This window comes from Chlamydia ibidis 10-1398/6 (genome assembly GCF_000454725.1).
Taxonomy (GTDB): Bacteria; Chlamydiota; Chlamydiia; order Chlamydiales; family Chlamydiaceae; genus Chlamydia; species Chlamydia ibidis.
This window is the reverse complement of record NZ_APJW01000002.1, coordinates 200108-215289: the sequence shown is the minus strand read 5'-3', so window position 1 is coordinate 215289 and position 15182 is coordinate 200108. Positions and strand designations below refer to the sequence as shown.

Below are 15182 nucleotides of genomic sequence, written 5' to 3'. Positions count from 1 at the left end.
CTAATGATTATATTTTGCTTTTTCATTTTCCTTCTCTTCTTCCCAAGGTAAGGGTGATACAGTTTGTGGGGGAGTAGAGTCGCCTAGAGACGAGAATAACTTGTCAGCCAAGCTATTGAATGGGCCTGCTATTGTGTAACTTTTGAGTAGTGCGATGCGTGCATAAGCCGATGACCAGTCAAATTCTGGTGATGCGATAGATCCGCGTATTTTAATTAGAAAGAAATTTTTCGTTTTTAATGATGTGTTATGGAAGTACTTTTTTATAACTTCTGGGTCGATTCCCAAAGTCATGTGAATCTGATCTCTGATAATGTCGGTCTTTCCCCAGAGGGCTAAGCGGATCCTGTTATCAATTAAAGCATCGAATCTTTTACAGATAATACTTCCTTTTTGTACTGAAAAGAATATAGGTGTGAACCAAGACTCGACGAATTGTTTATTTTCTTCTATGTCTAGAAATTGGAATAAATCGTACATAGTGCCCGAATTTGCAATCGAAATTTTTCCAAAATCCAAAAATGCAGATTGTATTCTGAACTCTTCGAAAGAGTAGGGGCGTATTGGAAGATAAAAGTTTTCTTTACTTACGTGCAATAGTACAGGGTATTGTGAATACGCGCTGCCTGAAATTAAGGGGTTAAATTCTTGTAAAAACGCTTTATTAATTTCCTCATTAATCTGCAGAGTTGCTGTAAGATTGTCATTAAGGAGGATGGCTTTTTCGGTCAACACTAGGGGAATATAAGCTTGTAAATTAGCAGAATCTACTTTAATGGTGACTGGTCCTGTGCCTTGAGAAATTTCATTTTTAATGAAAACATGTATTCTGGGGCCAGCTAGTGAGGATATTTTTGTTTTTACAGCGCGAGAAATAGGGAAAATACCCGTAATAAAAGAGGAGGGGATGTTTTGCCATTCTGCATTTTGTAAAAATATCCTTTGTGAAGGTGTTAATAGGTGTTCAAAAGAACCTTGAATCGATAATTCTGCTGGTAGTTTATGATCCTGTGTTGCAGATAGGCAGGTACCTTTTAAATCGTACTCTATTTTTGTATCCAAGTTATTGGATTTCAAAGATCCAGAAAAATTATTAATAATGAAAGTATCTTTTGAAGTATGGTCATAGAAAATCAAAGGACTAGATGTCAAATATCCAGAAAACCCACCTTCGGTTAATAAAGAAAGACATGATAATCCTGTTTTTTGATCAGCACAGGATATTTTAGATATCTCAAGACGGGTTGTCGCTGTTCTATGCAGTAGGCAAGAGGGTAAGCATGATGCATTAGAAAAGAAAGATTGATACCGTTCGGGAGATACTTCCCATTCTAATGTTCCTTCTGTTTTGGATGACAATAACATATCTTCATCCATTACCAATTTCACATCACCTTTTAAGGCCTCTGTTTTGAACGAGGACAACAATACTAAACGGTCCTCATCTTTCGTATTATAGTGGATGGAGAACGACATATCGCCAGTTACTCCTACATAAGTGGATAATTTTGCTTCTTTATTTTGAAGTTTTAATAGACGATCAATAGGAAAGTCGATGACTTCACCAGAAGCTTGTAACGCGATATTATTTCCCGCAATATCCTTGGAAGAATCCGCACAGGAGATCAATAAATTGGGGAGCAGAATTCTTGATGGAGTTAAGGTAGGATTTTCTGGATCTTCTATTAAGATCTGTAGATTTCCTTTTGCTAATGACTTACTCCCATCTGTATGTAGAGAGAAAGTCCCCTTGGTCATTTGTAGCGGGGCTAGTTTAGATGAAATTACTCGTAGTGGAAATAGAAAAATTTTTCCATGAATAAGTGAGGAACATGTTGTCCTGGTTATAGGTTCATTTGGTTTGCCTAATTTTGCATGAAAGAAGAGTTCATTTTCTCCTGCAGAGATTTTCCCTGAAAGTTTTGGGAAATATAAATGTTGAAGGATTTGCATTTTCCCAGAAAATATAGTTTCTACATGAGAAAAATTTTGAGAAAATTTCTTTTTTAAGTTCTCGGTTAAGTAATAGGACCCTTGTCCTTGAAATAGTAATGACGGCCATGTTCCTGAGAAAGAACAACTCATTTTTAACAAAGGATTATTCAGGAGCACGTCCATAAGGATATGCCCATTTTTATTTTCTCCCTGCATTTCCAATGAATAGTAAGAGACTTCTAAAGGCAGATTTATGGATAATGGGGCAGGGAATAAAGCCCTTATATATGTGTGTGGCAAAATATCTTGATGCAGGTAGAATGTTGTTTTCTTTTTTTTACTATCCATAGATAGGAAGCCACGGACGTGAGATTGAGAGGATCCCCCTAGTGCTAGTGTACTGGCTCCTCGCACATTTAAGAATCTGGATGTTTTTTTAATCCCTACTTCAATGTCATTCATCTGTATCGAAAGATTAGGGTCGGGTGTATCTAAGTATATCTCAGGCAAAATCATATTTGCTGATAGTTCAGAGTGCTTCCATCTTGCGATATCCAGAGGTATGTTTGCTTTTTCTATTCGGATATAGGCGCGGTCGCTTCGTGCTCTGCCAGGTAATGAGAGGAACTCTGAGCACCAAAAAGAAGAAATTTTAGGCTGAAGTTCTATAAAAGAACCGCTGCCCTCAATGATATGAAAAGATGAGTTGTGAATATATCCTTTGAGATTCGCTTTTGTTTCGCTTCCCTCTGCTTTCACTGTCATTAAAATTTGTCCATTGTCTTGTTCTGCAGTAGCTTGTAGATTAATAGCTTCTTCTTCTGAAAGGATGCGGTCAAAAAATGACGAAGTTATAAAGAGCTTAAAAAATGATAAGGGGACATTATCTAGTTGGGCTAAAATGTCCACTTTAGGCGCAAACGAACTTTCTACTAAGATTCTTCCTGTTGTTTCTCTTTCTTTAATCAAACCTTTAATGATAAGTTTATGAGGAGTCTTCTCAAAATAAAATCCCGATAAAGTAAGAGTCGTTCCTCGTATGGTGTGCATTGTAATAGATCCATGTTCTAGTAATACGGAACTATTTTTTAAGTAGGAGGCACAAGCACCTGGGTCCAGATTTTCAACGGAGGGATTATCAATAGATAGGGTTTCGTCAACTTCTAAATGCCAGCCAGATACATGGATTCCCTTAGGTTGTCTGTATAAAAGAAGACGTACCAAAGAACCTTGTATGTCTATTTTTTCTGCTATAAATGTTTCTGCCTCTTTATTTTTCCCAAAAATTTTAATTTTTTTAGCAGATTGTGGACCAAACCAAGATAAACTAAGTTCATCAACATGACAGGTTAGGCCAGTTTCCTTGTTTAGCAGAGTAAGGAATAAGTATTTCCCTGATCCTTTAGATAATATCGTAGGAACAAGGCTTAAAAAAGATATCAGAAAACCAATACCGAAGAAGATTATGAAAGATTTGTACCAGGATATGCGCTTCATTTTAGTTTCTTAGAAAGCTCCGAAAGTGTCATATTATAAGAACTTTGAGTTCCTTCATGAAAAACATGTTTTAATCTTTCCTGAATATTTCTAATCGTAGCATTGTGATCTGCATGTAATAACTCTGATAAATTGAATAATTTATCTAACACTTGTTGAATGGTAAGGTTAGAGATATTGAAGGCAGGTTTAAGATTATTATTATGGGTAATAATTAAACCTTCTTTTTCTAAAATATTTAAAGATTGGGAGATTTCACCTATTGGAATTTTGGAATCTTTTGCCAAGCTCTGTTCTGTTGGAGAAGGTAGAGCTTTGTCAAAATTTTTCAAAATAACGGAGAGTAAATAAATGCAAATGGTTGCTTTAAAGTACGAATCTGGCAGAGGTTTTTTCCCGGCATATTCAAAATGGAAGCCTTGATTTTGCATCAGAAATGTAAAGGCTCCACCGAAGAGATAAATGATGGCATAACAATAAAGAAGCAAGAGAAAAGAGGGTAGAGCTACCAGTGCTCCATAGGTAAAACTATAGTTGAATAGGTGAAACTGAAGAATAAAAAATAATCTTTGAAAAACCACCCACACGCTGCCAATAATTAATGCTGAGATTAGGGCAAACTTTTTTTGTACAGATACCCTAGGTAAAAACGCATAACAACAAAATAATGTTAGATAGATTAGAAAATACGGAAGCATTTGAGAGATTACATATAGAATTGTCATCGAATAGTTTAGTGAAAATATGCGTGAGTACTGGGTTGGCATTATTTGTGTGATATAAATCCATGAACCACAGAAAATAATGAATACCATAGGACTAATTAATGTAATCACTAGATAAGCGATTAAACGTTGAATAGATATTGAAGTGTGTCCTACGCGAAATATTTTATTTAGCCCATCTTCTAGAGACAGAAGCATAAGGATGCCTGCCCAGCAAAATACAAAAAAACTACCAAGCAGCACAAGACCTATGCTACTTGCTGTTGAGTGATAAGCTGTATCTACTATAGCTAGAATAGGTTCTTTATAATCTGGGAATTTAAGAAGTAACCATTCTTTGAAGTCTAAATTGGAAAACAGGTGTTGAGATAGTCTAAGAAAAAACATCAATATAGGGATGCAACTAAACAATCCATAATAACTTATAACGCAAGCTTCTTTCGAAGTTTCATTGCACATAAGTAGGTTAGGAGATAATAATAAAGATTTAAGAATATAATGGTTGCGAAGTCTCCCTGGAGATTTTTTTTCTTTTTTGTAAATAAAAGGAGTTTTCGAAACATATACAAATTAAAAAAATTAGACTTTTTCTTATTTTAATAAAATCTAACTTTTAATTCTAAGAGTTGTGACTTTTGTTTATGTTAATTTAGTACATGCAATCAAAAGAAATAACGGAAATTCTTTTCTACTAAAGTTTTCTGCTTTTGCCCGTTTTCCTGCTGATATTTTTGGTGAAGTCCATTCTTGGATATTGTTTATTACAAAATTGTGTTTAAACAAACTCTGGGCCCAATAAGCTAAAGGAAAATGAAAAGAAACTGTTGTTGCAGAATCACTTTTGCTTGGATGGGCAACAATGGGAACTTTCAAAGGAGAGAGATAGCGATCAAGCCTTCGGAATATTAGTTTTTTAGATTCATCGTATCCCCAAGATGATACTCTAGGAATACGAAAACAGGGATGATTAAGGACTAAGAAAAATTTGGCACCATCTTTTAATAAACTAGCAGTATTTGCAATAGCTAGTTCAGGGTTTTGCATGTTTTGCAAAGACAATATTGCTATAGCATGAGAAAACTGTCGTCCTAGCTCCTTCTTCAAAGGAAGCGTTAGATCATGAAGAAGAAATTGATGTTTATGAACACAACTAAGTTTTTTTGCTATTTTTAATAAACTTGAAGACAGATCAATGCCCAGATAGTCACAAGCTTGCGGAATCGCTCTTTCTAAAATTCCTTGCCCACACCCGATGTCTAAAACAGAGGAATCAGGAGTTAGAGAAAGTAAGGGGAGAAGATTAGGAAGAATCACTTTTTTATGATAGTAATGCCCGTCTTCTTTAACGGTTTTATGGTAATCATTAGCAACAGATTCCCAAGAAGTATCTTGAGTTTTCTGATCATATGGTGGGAATTTCTTATTTTTTATGGGATATTTTTTTGGCATACAGAGTAATTTACCTTAGTGATAGGAAAAAGCACAAGAGAAACACTGTACACGGGGATATGTAGCAAGTATCTAGTCGATAAATGGTTTCCTACAGATCTTCTGTAAGAAACCGAAACAAATTAACATAGTATTTTATACTTTATGGGATAAACCAGTGGGTGTTTACTTGTGATGTCGAGCTAGTTGTGTTGTTTGGGGATGCGGTAGACTCTGGGTTTGTAGAATGCAATGACATAGACTCGAGGTTAGCAGCATGAGCTATTAGGCTGGCTTCTACTTTTTTTAAGGAAGTTATTGTGCCTTTTAGATCTTTTACTGACTCTTCTAGCTCTAGTTTTTTAATTGATAAAAAATCTAACTCTTTTCTTTGCTGTTCAGCTTGTTCTCGCATATTGTTAAGCACTGTTGTAAGAAGTGATAGCTGGCCACGTAGTTCGGCTACTGTATTGGTGAGTGCAGTAACACTTTCTTGCGAGAACGTAGCTCTCATAGACTCTGCTAATCGTAAAAATGGTTGTAAGGTGTCGTCTACTTTATCCCCGATGGTTTTAAAACGTTCTACTTCTTCTTGGAAGTTTCGGACAAGATCCCCAAAGTCTCCAGTATGAGTTTCTAATTTATTTCCAAATGATTCTAAAGTACTGTGTAGAAGTTTTAATTGGTCTAGTTGGGATTTAAGTTCGTTATTTGTATTTTGCAAACTACTTATTTCCGTGTTTAAACGGACATTCTCACGGTGCAGCACTTGTAACCCAGTTTGCATTTTTCTATAAATTGCTGCTGAACTACTGCTACCCAAAGCAAGTAATACGATAACGAATGATAATAACATAATACTGATCATTGTTACAGCAGCTCCAATTGGTAAAGCTACGCAAGAGCAAGCGCACCCTATAGCTAATATCCCTAATCCAAGTAGTGTCAATAGCGCTGTGATTTGAGCAACTCGTAAAACTTTTTCTAACGTCGAGAGTTTCATTTCTGCATTATGAACACTGGAAGGCACTGCATACGGACAGGATTTATCTCCCGCATGATGGCATGACGTATTTTGGAAAGACAAGGATGGTATAGTTGAGTTATTCAAAGGCGATGACATTATTAGTCCATGAATTTTTTTTTGAAAAGTCGAGAAGATTATCTACTCATTGTCTTATAAATCAAGATGTTTGATACCCAAGATTGTTAAGATTATATTCATTAATAGATTTCAATAATTTATTTTATGCTGGGTACATATACGTTAACTTTTCTAAGAAATTGTCGCGTTGCTATGTAGATACGTATAGGAGGAGACCAGAAAAATCGCCTTTATGAATAGCTTGGTTAGCCCGTTATTAAAAAGATTAGGAAAGTTATTGCTTGTTTATGAAGAAATTAGTCTCAAGTTTTTCTTGTAGTTATCACCTAAATGACGCTATGCTTTGGTTTCACCTCTCATGTTTGGGATAGAACAGTGCGAGGACGAAGTCGGTTCTTAAGTTATAGGGAAGACCTCTTGATATAAACTCTTAGTTGGTTTTTATGATAGAGGGTTTTCTGAGCTCTTGGGACTCATAGTGCAGAGATGCCTGAGCTTTCTAATCTCGTTTTAGGCGGGACAGGTTTCTTTCAAAGGCTTATTTGCTACCACTCGTGTTTGTATTGTTTAGGTGGCATGCTAGTGTTAAAGAGAATTTTGGGATTGGCATAGGTGGTTAAACAGCGTTTTCTGCAGGTCGCTCCTTCTATTATGGGGGCGGACCTTACTCGTATAGGGTTGGAAGCAAAAAGGATAGAGGAGTCGGGTGCTGACTTCGTTCATATTGATGTGATGGATGGCCATTTTGTTCCTAATCTTACTTTTGGTCCGGGAATCATAGCAGCTATTAATCGGTCTACGGATCTTTTTTTAGAAGTTCATGCTATGATGTATAACCCCTTTGGTTTTGTGGAATCTTTTGTACAGTCTGGCGCGGACAGGATTATAGTTCACTTTGAAGCTGAAGAAAATCTTAAGGATCTCTTGTTGTATATCAAAAAGTGTGGGGTTGAGGCTGGTCTAGCTTTTTCTCCGGAAACTTCTATGGAGTTTATACCCTCTTTCTTACCTTATTGTGATGTTGTTTTATTAATGTCTGTTAACCCGGGTTTCTGTGGGCAGGCATTTCTGGAAAATACCCTTGATAAGGTCCGTTTTGTAAAGCAAGCAAGAACTACTTTGGGGTTGGAAGGGAGTTGTTTGATAGAAGTTGATGGGGGGATAGATGATAGCACGGCTAATTTATGTCGAAAAGCCGGTGCGGATATTGTTGTTGCGGGTTCGTATTTCTTTCGGAACGATATAATTAGCATGCAAGAAAAAGTCGCGCTACTTAAAGGAGAAGATCATGGTGTTGAGTAGCCAGCTCTCTGTGGGGATGTTTATTTCTACAAAGGACGGTCTATATAAGGTTGTTTCTGTATCTAAGGTAACAGGGAACAAAGGAGATTCTTTTATTAAGGCCTCTCTTAAGGCCACGGATTCTGATGTTATTGTTGAAAGAAATTTCAAAATAGGCCAGGAGATCAAAGAGGCTCAATTTGAAGCTAGAAACCTAGAATACTTATATCCCGAAGGTGAAAGTTATCTTTTTCTGGATTTAGGAAATTATGAAAAGATGTACATTTCCAAAGAAATTATGAAAGATAATTTTCTTTTCCTGAAAGCGGGGGTTACGGTTTCTGCTATGGTTCATGAAGATGTGGTGTTTTCCGTGGAATTGCCACATTTTTTAGAACTTATGGTATCTAAGACGGATTTTCCTGGGGATTCTCTTTGCCTGGCGTCGGGTTCGAAGAAGGCGTTATTGGAAACAGGAGTGGAAGTTATGGTCCCACCGTTTGTGGAAATCGGTGATGTTATAAAAATTGATACGCGTACGTGTGAATATATTCAGCGTGTTTAACTAATCTGGGGTAGAGAACCAAGAGAATAGTAGGTATGGATTTAAAACAAATCGAAAAGCTAATGATTGCTATGGGACGTAATAGCATGAAGCGTTTCGCTATAAAACGAGAAGGTTTAGAGCTTGAATTGGAGAGAGAGACAGGAGAAAGGAGTAGCCAAGATCCTCTCTTCTATGATAGTAGGCTTTTTGCTGGATTTTCTCAGGAGCGTCCAATCCCGACAGATCCACATAAAGTATCACCGAAGGATTGTGTTTCTGAAGTTCCAGAAGTTGAAGTGAAACAGCATTCCGGTGATTTCATTAGCTCACCTTTGGTAGGCACTTTTTATAGTGCACCATCTCCAGATTCCCCTCCTTTTGTTAAACCTGGGGACATGGTTTCTGAAGATAGCATCGTATGTATCGTAGAAGCAATGAAAGTGATGAATGAGGTGAAAGCTGGAATGTCAGGGCGAGTCGTCGAAGTATTAATTACTAATGGTGATCCTGTACAATTTGGTTCTAAACTATTCCGTATTGTCAAGTCTGAGTAATGAAGAAAGTATTAATTGCTAATCGAGGGGAAATTGCAGTACGTATCATACGTGCGTGTCATGATCTAGGCTTGTCTACTGTTGCGGTCTATTCCCTAGCTGATCAAGAAGCACTACATGTTTTATTGGCTGATGAAGCTGTTTGTATTGGTGAGCCGCATGCAGCTAAGTCCTACTTAAAAATAGCAAATATTTTGGCTGCTTGTGAGATTACAGGTGCTGATGCGGTCCATCCTGGTTATGGTTTTTTAAGTGAAAATGCAAACTTCGCATCGATATGCGAAAGTTGTGGCCTAACTTTTATAGGCCCAAGTTCTGATTCTATCGCAACTATGGGAGATAAAGTTGCTGCTAAGCAATTAGCAAGGAGAGTCAAATGCCCAGTTATTCCTGGATCTGATGGTGTCGTACAGGACGAAGCTGAAGGTCTTAAAATTGCTGAAAAAATAGGTTTCCCTGTTGTTATTAAAGCTGTTGCTGGTGGTGGAGGCCGTGGTATTCGTATCGTTCGAGAGAAGGATGAGTTCTATCGAGCGTTTTCTGCAGCAAGATCTGAAGCAGAGGCTGGATTCAATAACCCAAGTGTCTATATCGAGAAGCTTATAGAAAATCCTCGTCACTTGGAGGTGCAAATTTTAGGTGATAAACATGGAAATTATGTTCATCTTGGTGAACGTGATTGCACTGTTCAACGCCGTCGTCAGAAGCTAATTGAAGAGACACCTAGTCCTATTTTAACTCCAGAACTTCGTTCTCGGGTTGGTAAGGTAGCTGTTGATTTAGCAAAAAGTGCTGGCTATTATTCTGCAGGGACTGTGGAATTTCTCCTTGATAAAGATAAGAAATTTTACTTTATGGAGATGAATACTCGTATTCAGGTCGAGCATACGATTACTGAAGAGGTCACGGGTATTGATCTAGTCAAAGAGCAAATCCGTGTAGCGATGGGTAATAAATTGCCATGGAAACAAAAGAGTATTACTTTCACGGGACACGTAATACAATGTCGAATCAATGCTGAAGATCCTAGTAATAATTTTGCTCCTTCTCCAGGGCAACTGGATTATTATTTACCTCCGGCAGGCCCTGCTGTACGTGTAGATGGAGCTTGTTATAGTGGATATAACATCTCTCCGTATTATGACTCCATGATCGCTAAGGTAATTACTAAAGGAAGAGATCGTAACGAAGCCATCGCTATTATGAAACGAGCTTTAAAAGAATTTCATATTGGCGGCGTACATTCAACGATTCCTTTTCATCAATTCATGTTAGACAATCCTAAATTTGTAAATTCTGATTATGACATAAATTATGTTGATCAGTTGTTGTCAGAAGGAAACTCTTTATTTTAAGAGCTATTGATTGATCTTTTAATTTGGAGTGGGGGGTTGGTAAATTAGCTTAAGTTAAGCATATGCCCAGCTTCTTACTTCGTTCAGTTACAGTCTTGTTTCTGCTTATAGTTTCTCCATTTCTCTCTGTTTTGTTTTCGAACAGTATAGAGCTCTCCCAGAGTTCTGAAGATTGCTATCCTATTTTTGTTTCTCGATATAATCTTGCACCTTACCCTCCTGCATATACTGTATCACAGATTATGTCAAAAGAGTGCGAAAACCCGATTATTGTATCTAAGACTGAAAAGGAATCAAGGGCTATTTGGAAAGAAATTCAGTCTCATTTAAACCCAGAATCTTCTTATATTCCTATGATAGCTTATGGGAGTTTGATGAATCTTGAATCGGCTAAGAAAACAATAAGCGACTATATAATCGTTGATTATGTTTGGGTACATGATTATCAAAGAGTCTTTAATTTAGATTACGCGATCTTTTTCCAAAAATGTGATTTTCCTGAGAGCGCGGTTCTCAATATCAGGCCATCTATAGGTAGTAGATGTAATTCTGTTCTTTTGTTTATTAATGAGGATGATTTTGTTGCCTGTCGTCAAAGAGAAAAAATTTATTGGCTTGTTCCTGTCAATATCTCACCCTATCCAGTGGGAACAAAGCAGTATACGGCCTTTGCATGGGTAGCATTTGATGCTTTATCTAGGGATATCTTACCATTAAGATCTTACTATCAAATGGTTTGGGATGGTATTGTTGGTTATAAAGATTTTGCAGAGGATTATCTTAACACGACATTTCTAGCAAATGGGCAAAGCATACGTGATATTCACCAAGCATACATAACTATTCAGAGCAACTGATTACTATCCCTATTCTGTTTGTAAAAAATCGATGTAATAAGTGTCCGAAATCTTTCAATTATAGATTATTCCACTGTTTTTAATATTTCTTTTCAGATAAAATACTTTGGTTTTCGGGGAACTTTGGACCTGTCTATCCATCTCGTCTGTTTTTGAAAAATTTTCTTGCAATAATGTGGTATAAAAGGGCGATTTTTTTAGTAGACGTCTATAAATAGTGAAGAGTTCAATCTTTATTGAATTTCTTTAAATAGTTTAAAAATTATTTAGTCGCCTAGCGTTACTTTTTTTTCGATAAATTATTTTGATATTTCTTTGTAGTTATTAGGTTTGAGAGATTTCAATTAATATGTTTTGAAAATTGGTGGCTATAAAAGGTAGGATTTATGGCAGTATCATTTTTTCAACGTATAGTTTTTTCACAATCTTTTCTTCAGAATCTCAAAACTTCATATAACAAGACTCCTGTATTAGAAAGTATTATCAACGTTATAGACTCTTCTGTAGATTGTTGTTGTGTGAATAATTGTCTTTTGATTGATCAAATCAATTCGGAAGGCTATTTGCTTTATGAGAGGGTCAAATTTAAAAAATCTAGTCGCGAACAATTCGTTAATTTGATTCTGAAGTTGCTAGTGATTCCTTTTATAGTTCTCTTAATTATAAAGGTAATAACTAGAATAGCTTTGTATTTGAAATACACAGGACTACAATCAGGAGCTGATAATTTTTATGATTCGGTATGGAGATCTTTTTCTCAACGTCGATCTAATGTCAATAGTATGTATTCTGAAGCAGAAGTTGAGGCAGCGGATTTTTGTATGCCACCCTTAAAGAATCAGGATTTAGTTCGTCTACGAGATATTCATAATACCATACGTTCTAGAAAGACGCGATCTGAATTATACTCGTTCGGATACAAGGTATACCCTTGCGAGAGGAGTGGTGAAAACGTATTATGTGCAACAGACGAGATCGTATTTCGTGTCTCAGGATTTCCAAACTTGCAATTTACAAGCGTTTGCAGAGAGAGACTTGATAGTTTAGAAGGAGAATCTGCGGAGGAACTTATACGCCTTAATTTAGAAGAATTAATAACTTTGCAAAAACTAAAATTGTTGAGCAAGCGTGGACCAAAAGTACAGCCCCCACGACCTTGTAGATGTAGGTCAGAAGAGATGGGAGAATATATCCTCATCATTTCGGAAGTAGAATAGAAGAGCTAACTCTTCCTTAGAGGATTTTCTAAGGAAGAGTTGGAGTGCGCCGAACAAGGTTAGTTCACGCTGACTCGCTTGATGATGAAAACAGAACTATTTTTTTCTGGAGTTCTTGTGAGCGTTTGTCTTCCGTCCTTGTTACTAAACGTAGCTAGGTATTGGTCACTACTCGTATGCTTAAAGCGAACTCGGTCTCCATCACGAATTACTGGGTCATCCGCACTTAGCTTTTCGATTTCAAATCCGCAATCATCTAAGTTAGAACCATCATCTAGATAAGCTTGAGGGAAGCCACTATAGAAGGAAATAGTATCATAATCCATGAACTGTGCACCGAAAGCACCCCTGTTTGTAAATAATGAACATATAGAACAGAAAGTGTTATTTAACATTTTTTGAACATTGTCGTTGTCCCCAATACGGAAGTAAAGTACTAGTGGTGGGTTAGACTGTTCCTTTAAAGTAGGGAATAAGTAAGGCATAAATCCTCTTTGACCTACATAAGGGTTGCTGACTATTAAAGGAGCATCAGCGACTTGTAACATGAAGTAGGATGAACGGGAATATACACCGGAAGTGAATTCAGCACCTGGAGCCGGGACAGGGGATTGATGACCATATAAGTATAATTTAGTGAATTCCTCTACCATACTCCTTTTTCTACTTAGCAAATTGCTATCTATGTTGGGGAAGAAGTCAGGAATCATTAACTCTGAAAGCAATGACACAGAAACTTGTAGAGGAATGGGTTCTTTAGGGACACTTTCGGACCATTCTTTAAAGTCTAACTTATTGTCATGCATACTAGGTAGTACAGTGCCTCCTAGGAATACTGTTTTCGACGAACTCTTTCCTGTGTAGGATGAGTATCCTGATTCTGTTTTGTTGGTCACAGACCCTTGTAGTAATGAGTCAGAAGCTGCAGCAGAAACGGTAACCCCATCTTCTTTTAGTTGTTCGACTTGATCTGATGTCATTTTTAATACTTGAAATCCTAAACCACCATAAGTGACCCCAGTAGTGTAGTGCGTACCCACTTGGAAGATAAACGCATCAATACTATCTGGTTTATCGGGATCTATTTTTTCTACCCACTGAATAAATTCAGGGTCTAATTTTAGCTGTTTTGGAGTAGCAGTTTTATCTATTTGCAGAAGATATAATGAATGAGATGCTGTAGAACATGTTACAGTATTTTTTAGCTCTCTAGTATTACGGGTAACAAATGAGAAGGTGGCACTCAAAGAGAATGCGGATCCAGAAGCTAGAGAGGCGTCATCAAAATGTGGATGATCTGCGTCTTTATCTAAGAAGTCGAAGGATCCTAAAACTGCTGGTGTTTCATCCTCTGAGGACAGAGTTAATAAATTAGCCCCGAACCCAGATCTAAAACTCACTTGATAAATATGGCTATCATCTAAACTCTGTTGGAATGCCGACTTAATTTTTCTAATGGCGTATACTTGCTCAGACTGTCTTGAAATATCTGCAATTCCTCTTTCGATTAATGCTGTAGATATAGTATGGCCACCCACTTGAATTTGATAATTGAAGTTTTTGTTATCCAAGCCTTGTAAGTCTAAACGAACTTCACCTTCAGTCAATATTTGACTTTTAGGTTGTGTTCTCCAGAGATTTAAAAATGTTATTTTGTTGATAAGTATTTTGGCATCCCTCTTATATCTTCTAACAATATCTTCTAGCTTAGGTGTATAGCTAGAAAATAGAGGTTTACGTGTAACTACAATTTCTCGTTGAGGAGCATTTCTATCGTTAACTGTTTCATTTTCTGTAAAACCTAAGACGGTTGGCAATCCAATGGCAGGGGGAACAGGGACATTGATAGTAAGGGTTGAAGAGAAACTTTCAGAAAATGATGTCCTTTCTTCAAATACAGATGTGTCGACAGAAACATCTAAAGAAGGCTTTGGTAGTAATTTAGTTGCTGGAGGAATCCCATAACGTCCATCGGAACTGGGAATAGCTGTAGCTTCAGAAAAAGAAAAATCTATAGCAGATATATTGCTGATGGTATTAAGAATATTCAAAGGATCTAACTTAACAATATCAACAACTCTTCCCAAAAAGGAAATATTTTTGACCAACTCGAGATTAGAAGCTAATAGAACAGGCTTGGAAGAGACAGTTTCTGGAACGTCTTCTGTGATAAGATAAGAAATACCCGTTTGACTACTTTGTTCCAGGGCAGATTTCACTTCGGCTAATAAATCTGCATTCCAACTATTTGGATTTTCACCCGTTCCTACTATAGAAGAAGCTACACAGTTAAATAGGAAGTTAGAAATTACTTGATAACGTACGCCTTCTGAAGATTGAGAGACAATAAATTGGAACCCATCATTATCCTTGCGATCTTTATTTATTGATGAGCTAGCGTTTAGGAAATCATTAGCTGTTAGACTATCAATATAATCGAACAATGCAATTTCTTCACTCATCCGACCAGGAGCAATAGGCATTCCTGAGGGAATTTCGTTGATATCCAATCTAGAATCAAAAGAGCTTAAAGGAGTTGTTAGATAGTGCTTAGTATTCGCCACAATAACCTCATTAGATCACAGTATGAAATATGTCAAAAAGGTCAGCCCGGTATATCGAGAGCTATCTCGACAAGTTAAAAAAGCTTGCCAATTAACGACATGGGGTGATTAATCCAG

At 36.9% G+C, this 15182-nt stretch carries 11 protein-coding genes; 6 read left to right on the top strand and 5 right to left on the bottom strand.

All coding sequences use genetic code 11. The annotated features are described in order from the left end of the window. The 4 genes from H359_RS03005 to H359_RS02990 all read right to left on the bottom strand — a co-directional run bounded on the left by H359_RS03005 (window position 1) and on the right by H359_RS02990 (window position 6708). Window positions 1–3432 (bottom strand): hypothetical protein, encoded by a 3432-nt coding sequence (locus tag H359_RS03005; RefSeq protein WP_020370201.1) that lies wholly within the window; start codon window positions 3430–3432, stop codon window positions 1–3. Beyond that, entirely contained in the window at window positions 3429–4583 is a 1155-nt protein-coding gene (locus H359_RS03000) for a YihY/virulence factor BrkB family protein (protein ID WP_407918994.1), read from the bottom strand. The genes H359_RS03005 and H359_RS03000 overlap by 4 nt, the downstream gene beginning before the upstream one ends. A 213-nt stretch (window positions 4584–4796) precedes the next feature. Continuing rightward, window positions 4797–5606, bottom strand: coding sequence for a class I SAM-dependent methyltransferase (locus H359_RS02995; protein ID WP_021119597.1), 810 nt, complete (start codon window positions 5604–5606; stop codon window positions 4797–4799). A 142-nt stretch (window positions 5607–5748) separates the two neighbouring features. After that, window positions 5749–6708 carry a coiled-coil domain-containing protein gene (locus H359_RS02990; protein WP_020370197.1) on the bottom strand — a complete coding sequence of 320 codons (960 nt, stop codon included), beginning with the start codon at window positions 6706–6708 and terminating at the stop codon, window positions 5749–5751. Between the two features lie 594 nt (window positions 6709–7302). Between H359_RS02990 and rpe the strand changes: the two genes are divergently transcribed. From rpe to H359_RS05010, 6 genes are all read left to right on the top strand, one after another. After that, window positions 7303–7992 (top strand): ribulose-phosphate 3-epimerase, encoded by a 690-nt coding sequence (gene rpe, locus H359_RS02985; RefSeq protein WP_020370195.1) that lies wholly within the window; start codon window positions 7303–7305, stop codon window positions 7990–7992. After that, window positions 7979–8536, top strand: coding sequence for an elongation factor P (locus H359_RS02980; RefSeq protein ID WP_021119553.1), 558 nt, complete (start codon window positions 7979–7981; stop codon window positions 8534–8536). Before rpe ends, H359_RS02980 begins: the two co-directional genes overlap by 14 nt. A gap of 35 nt (window positions 8537–8571) precedes the next feature. After that, the gene (accB, locus tag H359_RS02975) at window positions 8572–9072 is read left to right on the top strand and encodes an acetyl-CoA carboxylase biotin carboxyl carrier protein (protein WP_020370193.1); all 501 of its coding nucleotides are present in this window, start codon (window positions 8572–8574) and stop codon (window positions 9070–9072) included. Beyond that, on the top strand, window positions 9072–10427 hold the full coding sequence (gene accC / locus H359_RS02970) for an acetyl-CoA carboxylase biotin carboxylase subunit (RefSeq protein WP_020370192.1): 1356 nt from the start codon (window positions 9072–9074) through the stop codon (window positions 10425–10427). Before accB ends, accC begins: the two co-directional genes overlap by 1 nt. 62 nt (window positions 10428–10489) lie before the next feature. After that, window positions 10490–11284 (top strand): gamma-glutamylcyclotransferase family protein, encoded by a 795-nt coding sequence (locus tag H359_RS02965; protein ID WP_021119569.1) that lies wholly within the window; start codon window positions 10490–10492, stop codon window positions 11282–11284. A 386-nt stretch (window positions 11285–11670) separates the two neighbouring features. Beyond that, entirely contained in the window at window positions 11671–12501 is an 831-nt protein-coding gene (locus tag H359_RS05010) for a hypothetical protein (protein WP_020370190.1), read from the top strand. A 59-nt stretch (window positions 12502–12560) separates the two neighbouring features. On the opposite strand, the gene H359_RS02955 is transcribed toward H359_RS05010, so the two are convergent. Then, window positions 12561–15065, bottom strand: a complete 2505-nt coding sequence (locus tag H359_RS02955) for an MAC/perforin domain-containing protein (RefSeq protein ID WP_020370189.1) — start codon at window positions 15063–15065, stop codon at window positions 12561–12563. Between the last annotated feature and the right edge of the window lie 117 nt (window positions 15066–15182).

Bases quoted from the DNA above. Each gene is read 5' to 3' on its own strand.
- H359_RS03005 (WP_020370201.1), bottom strand. From the start codon at position 3,432: ATGAAGCGCATATCCTGGTACAAATCTTTCATAATCTTCTTCGGTATT.
- H359_RS02995 (WP_021119597.1), bottom strand. From the start codon at position 5,606: ATGCCAAAAAAATATCCCATAAAAAATAAGAAATTCCCACCATATGAT.
- H359_RS02990 (WP_020370197.1), bottom strand. From the start codon at position 6,708: ATGTCATCGCCTTTGAATAACTCAACTATACCATCCTTGTCTTTCCAA.
- H359_RS02980 (WP_021119553.1), top strand. From the start codon at position 7,979: ATGGTGTTGAGTAGCCAGCTCTCTGTGGGGATGTTTATTTCTACAAAG.
- accB (WP_020370193.1), top strand. From the start codon at position 8,572: ATGGATTTAAAACAAATCGAAAAGCTAATGATTGCTATGGGACGTAAT.
- accC (WP_020370192.1), top strand. From the start codon at position 9,072: ATGAAGAAAGTATTAATTGCTAATCGAGGGGAAATTGCAGTACGTATC.
- H359_RS02965 (WP_021119569.1), top strand. From the start codon at position 10,490: ATGCCCAGCTTCTTACTTCGTTCAGTTACAGTCTTGTTTCTGCTTATA.
- H359_RS05010 (WP_020370190.1), top strand. From the start codon at position 11,671: ATGGCAGTATCATTTTTTCAACGTATAGTTTTTTCACAATCTTTTCTT.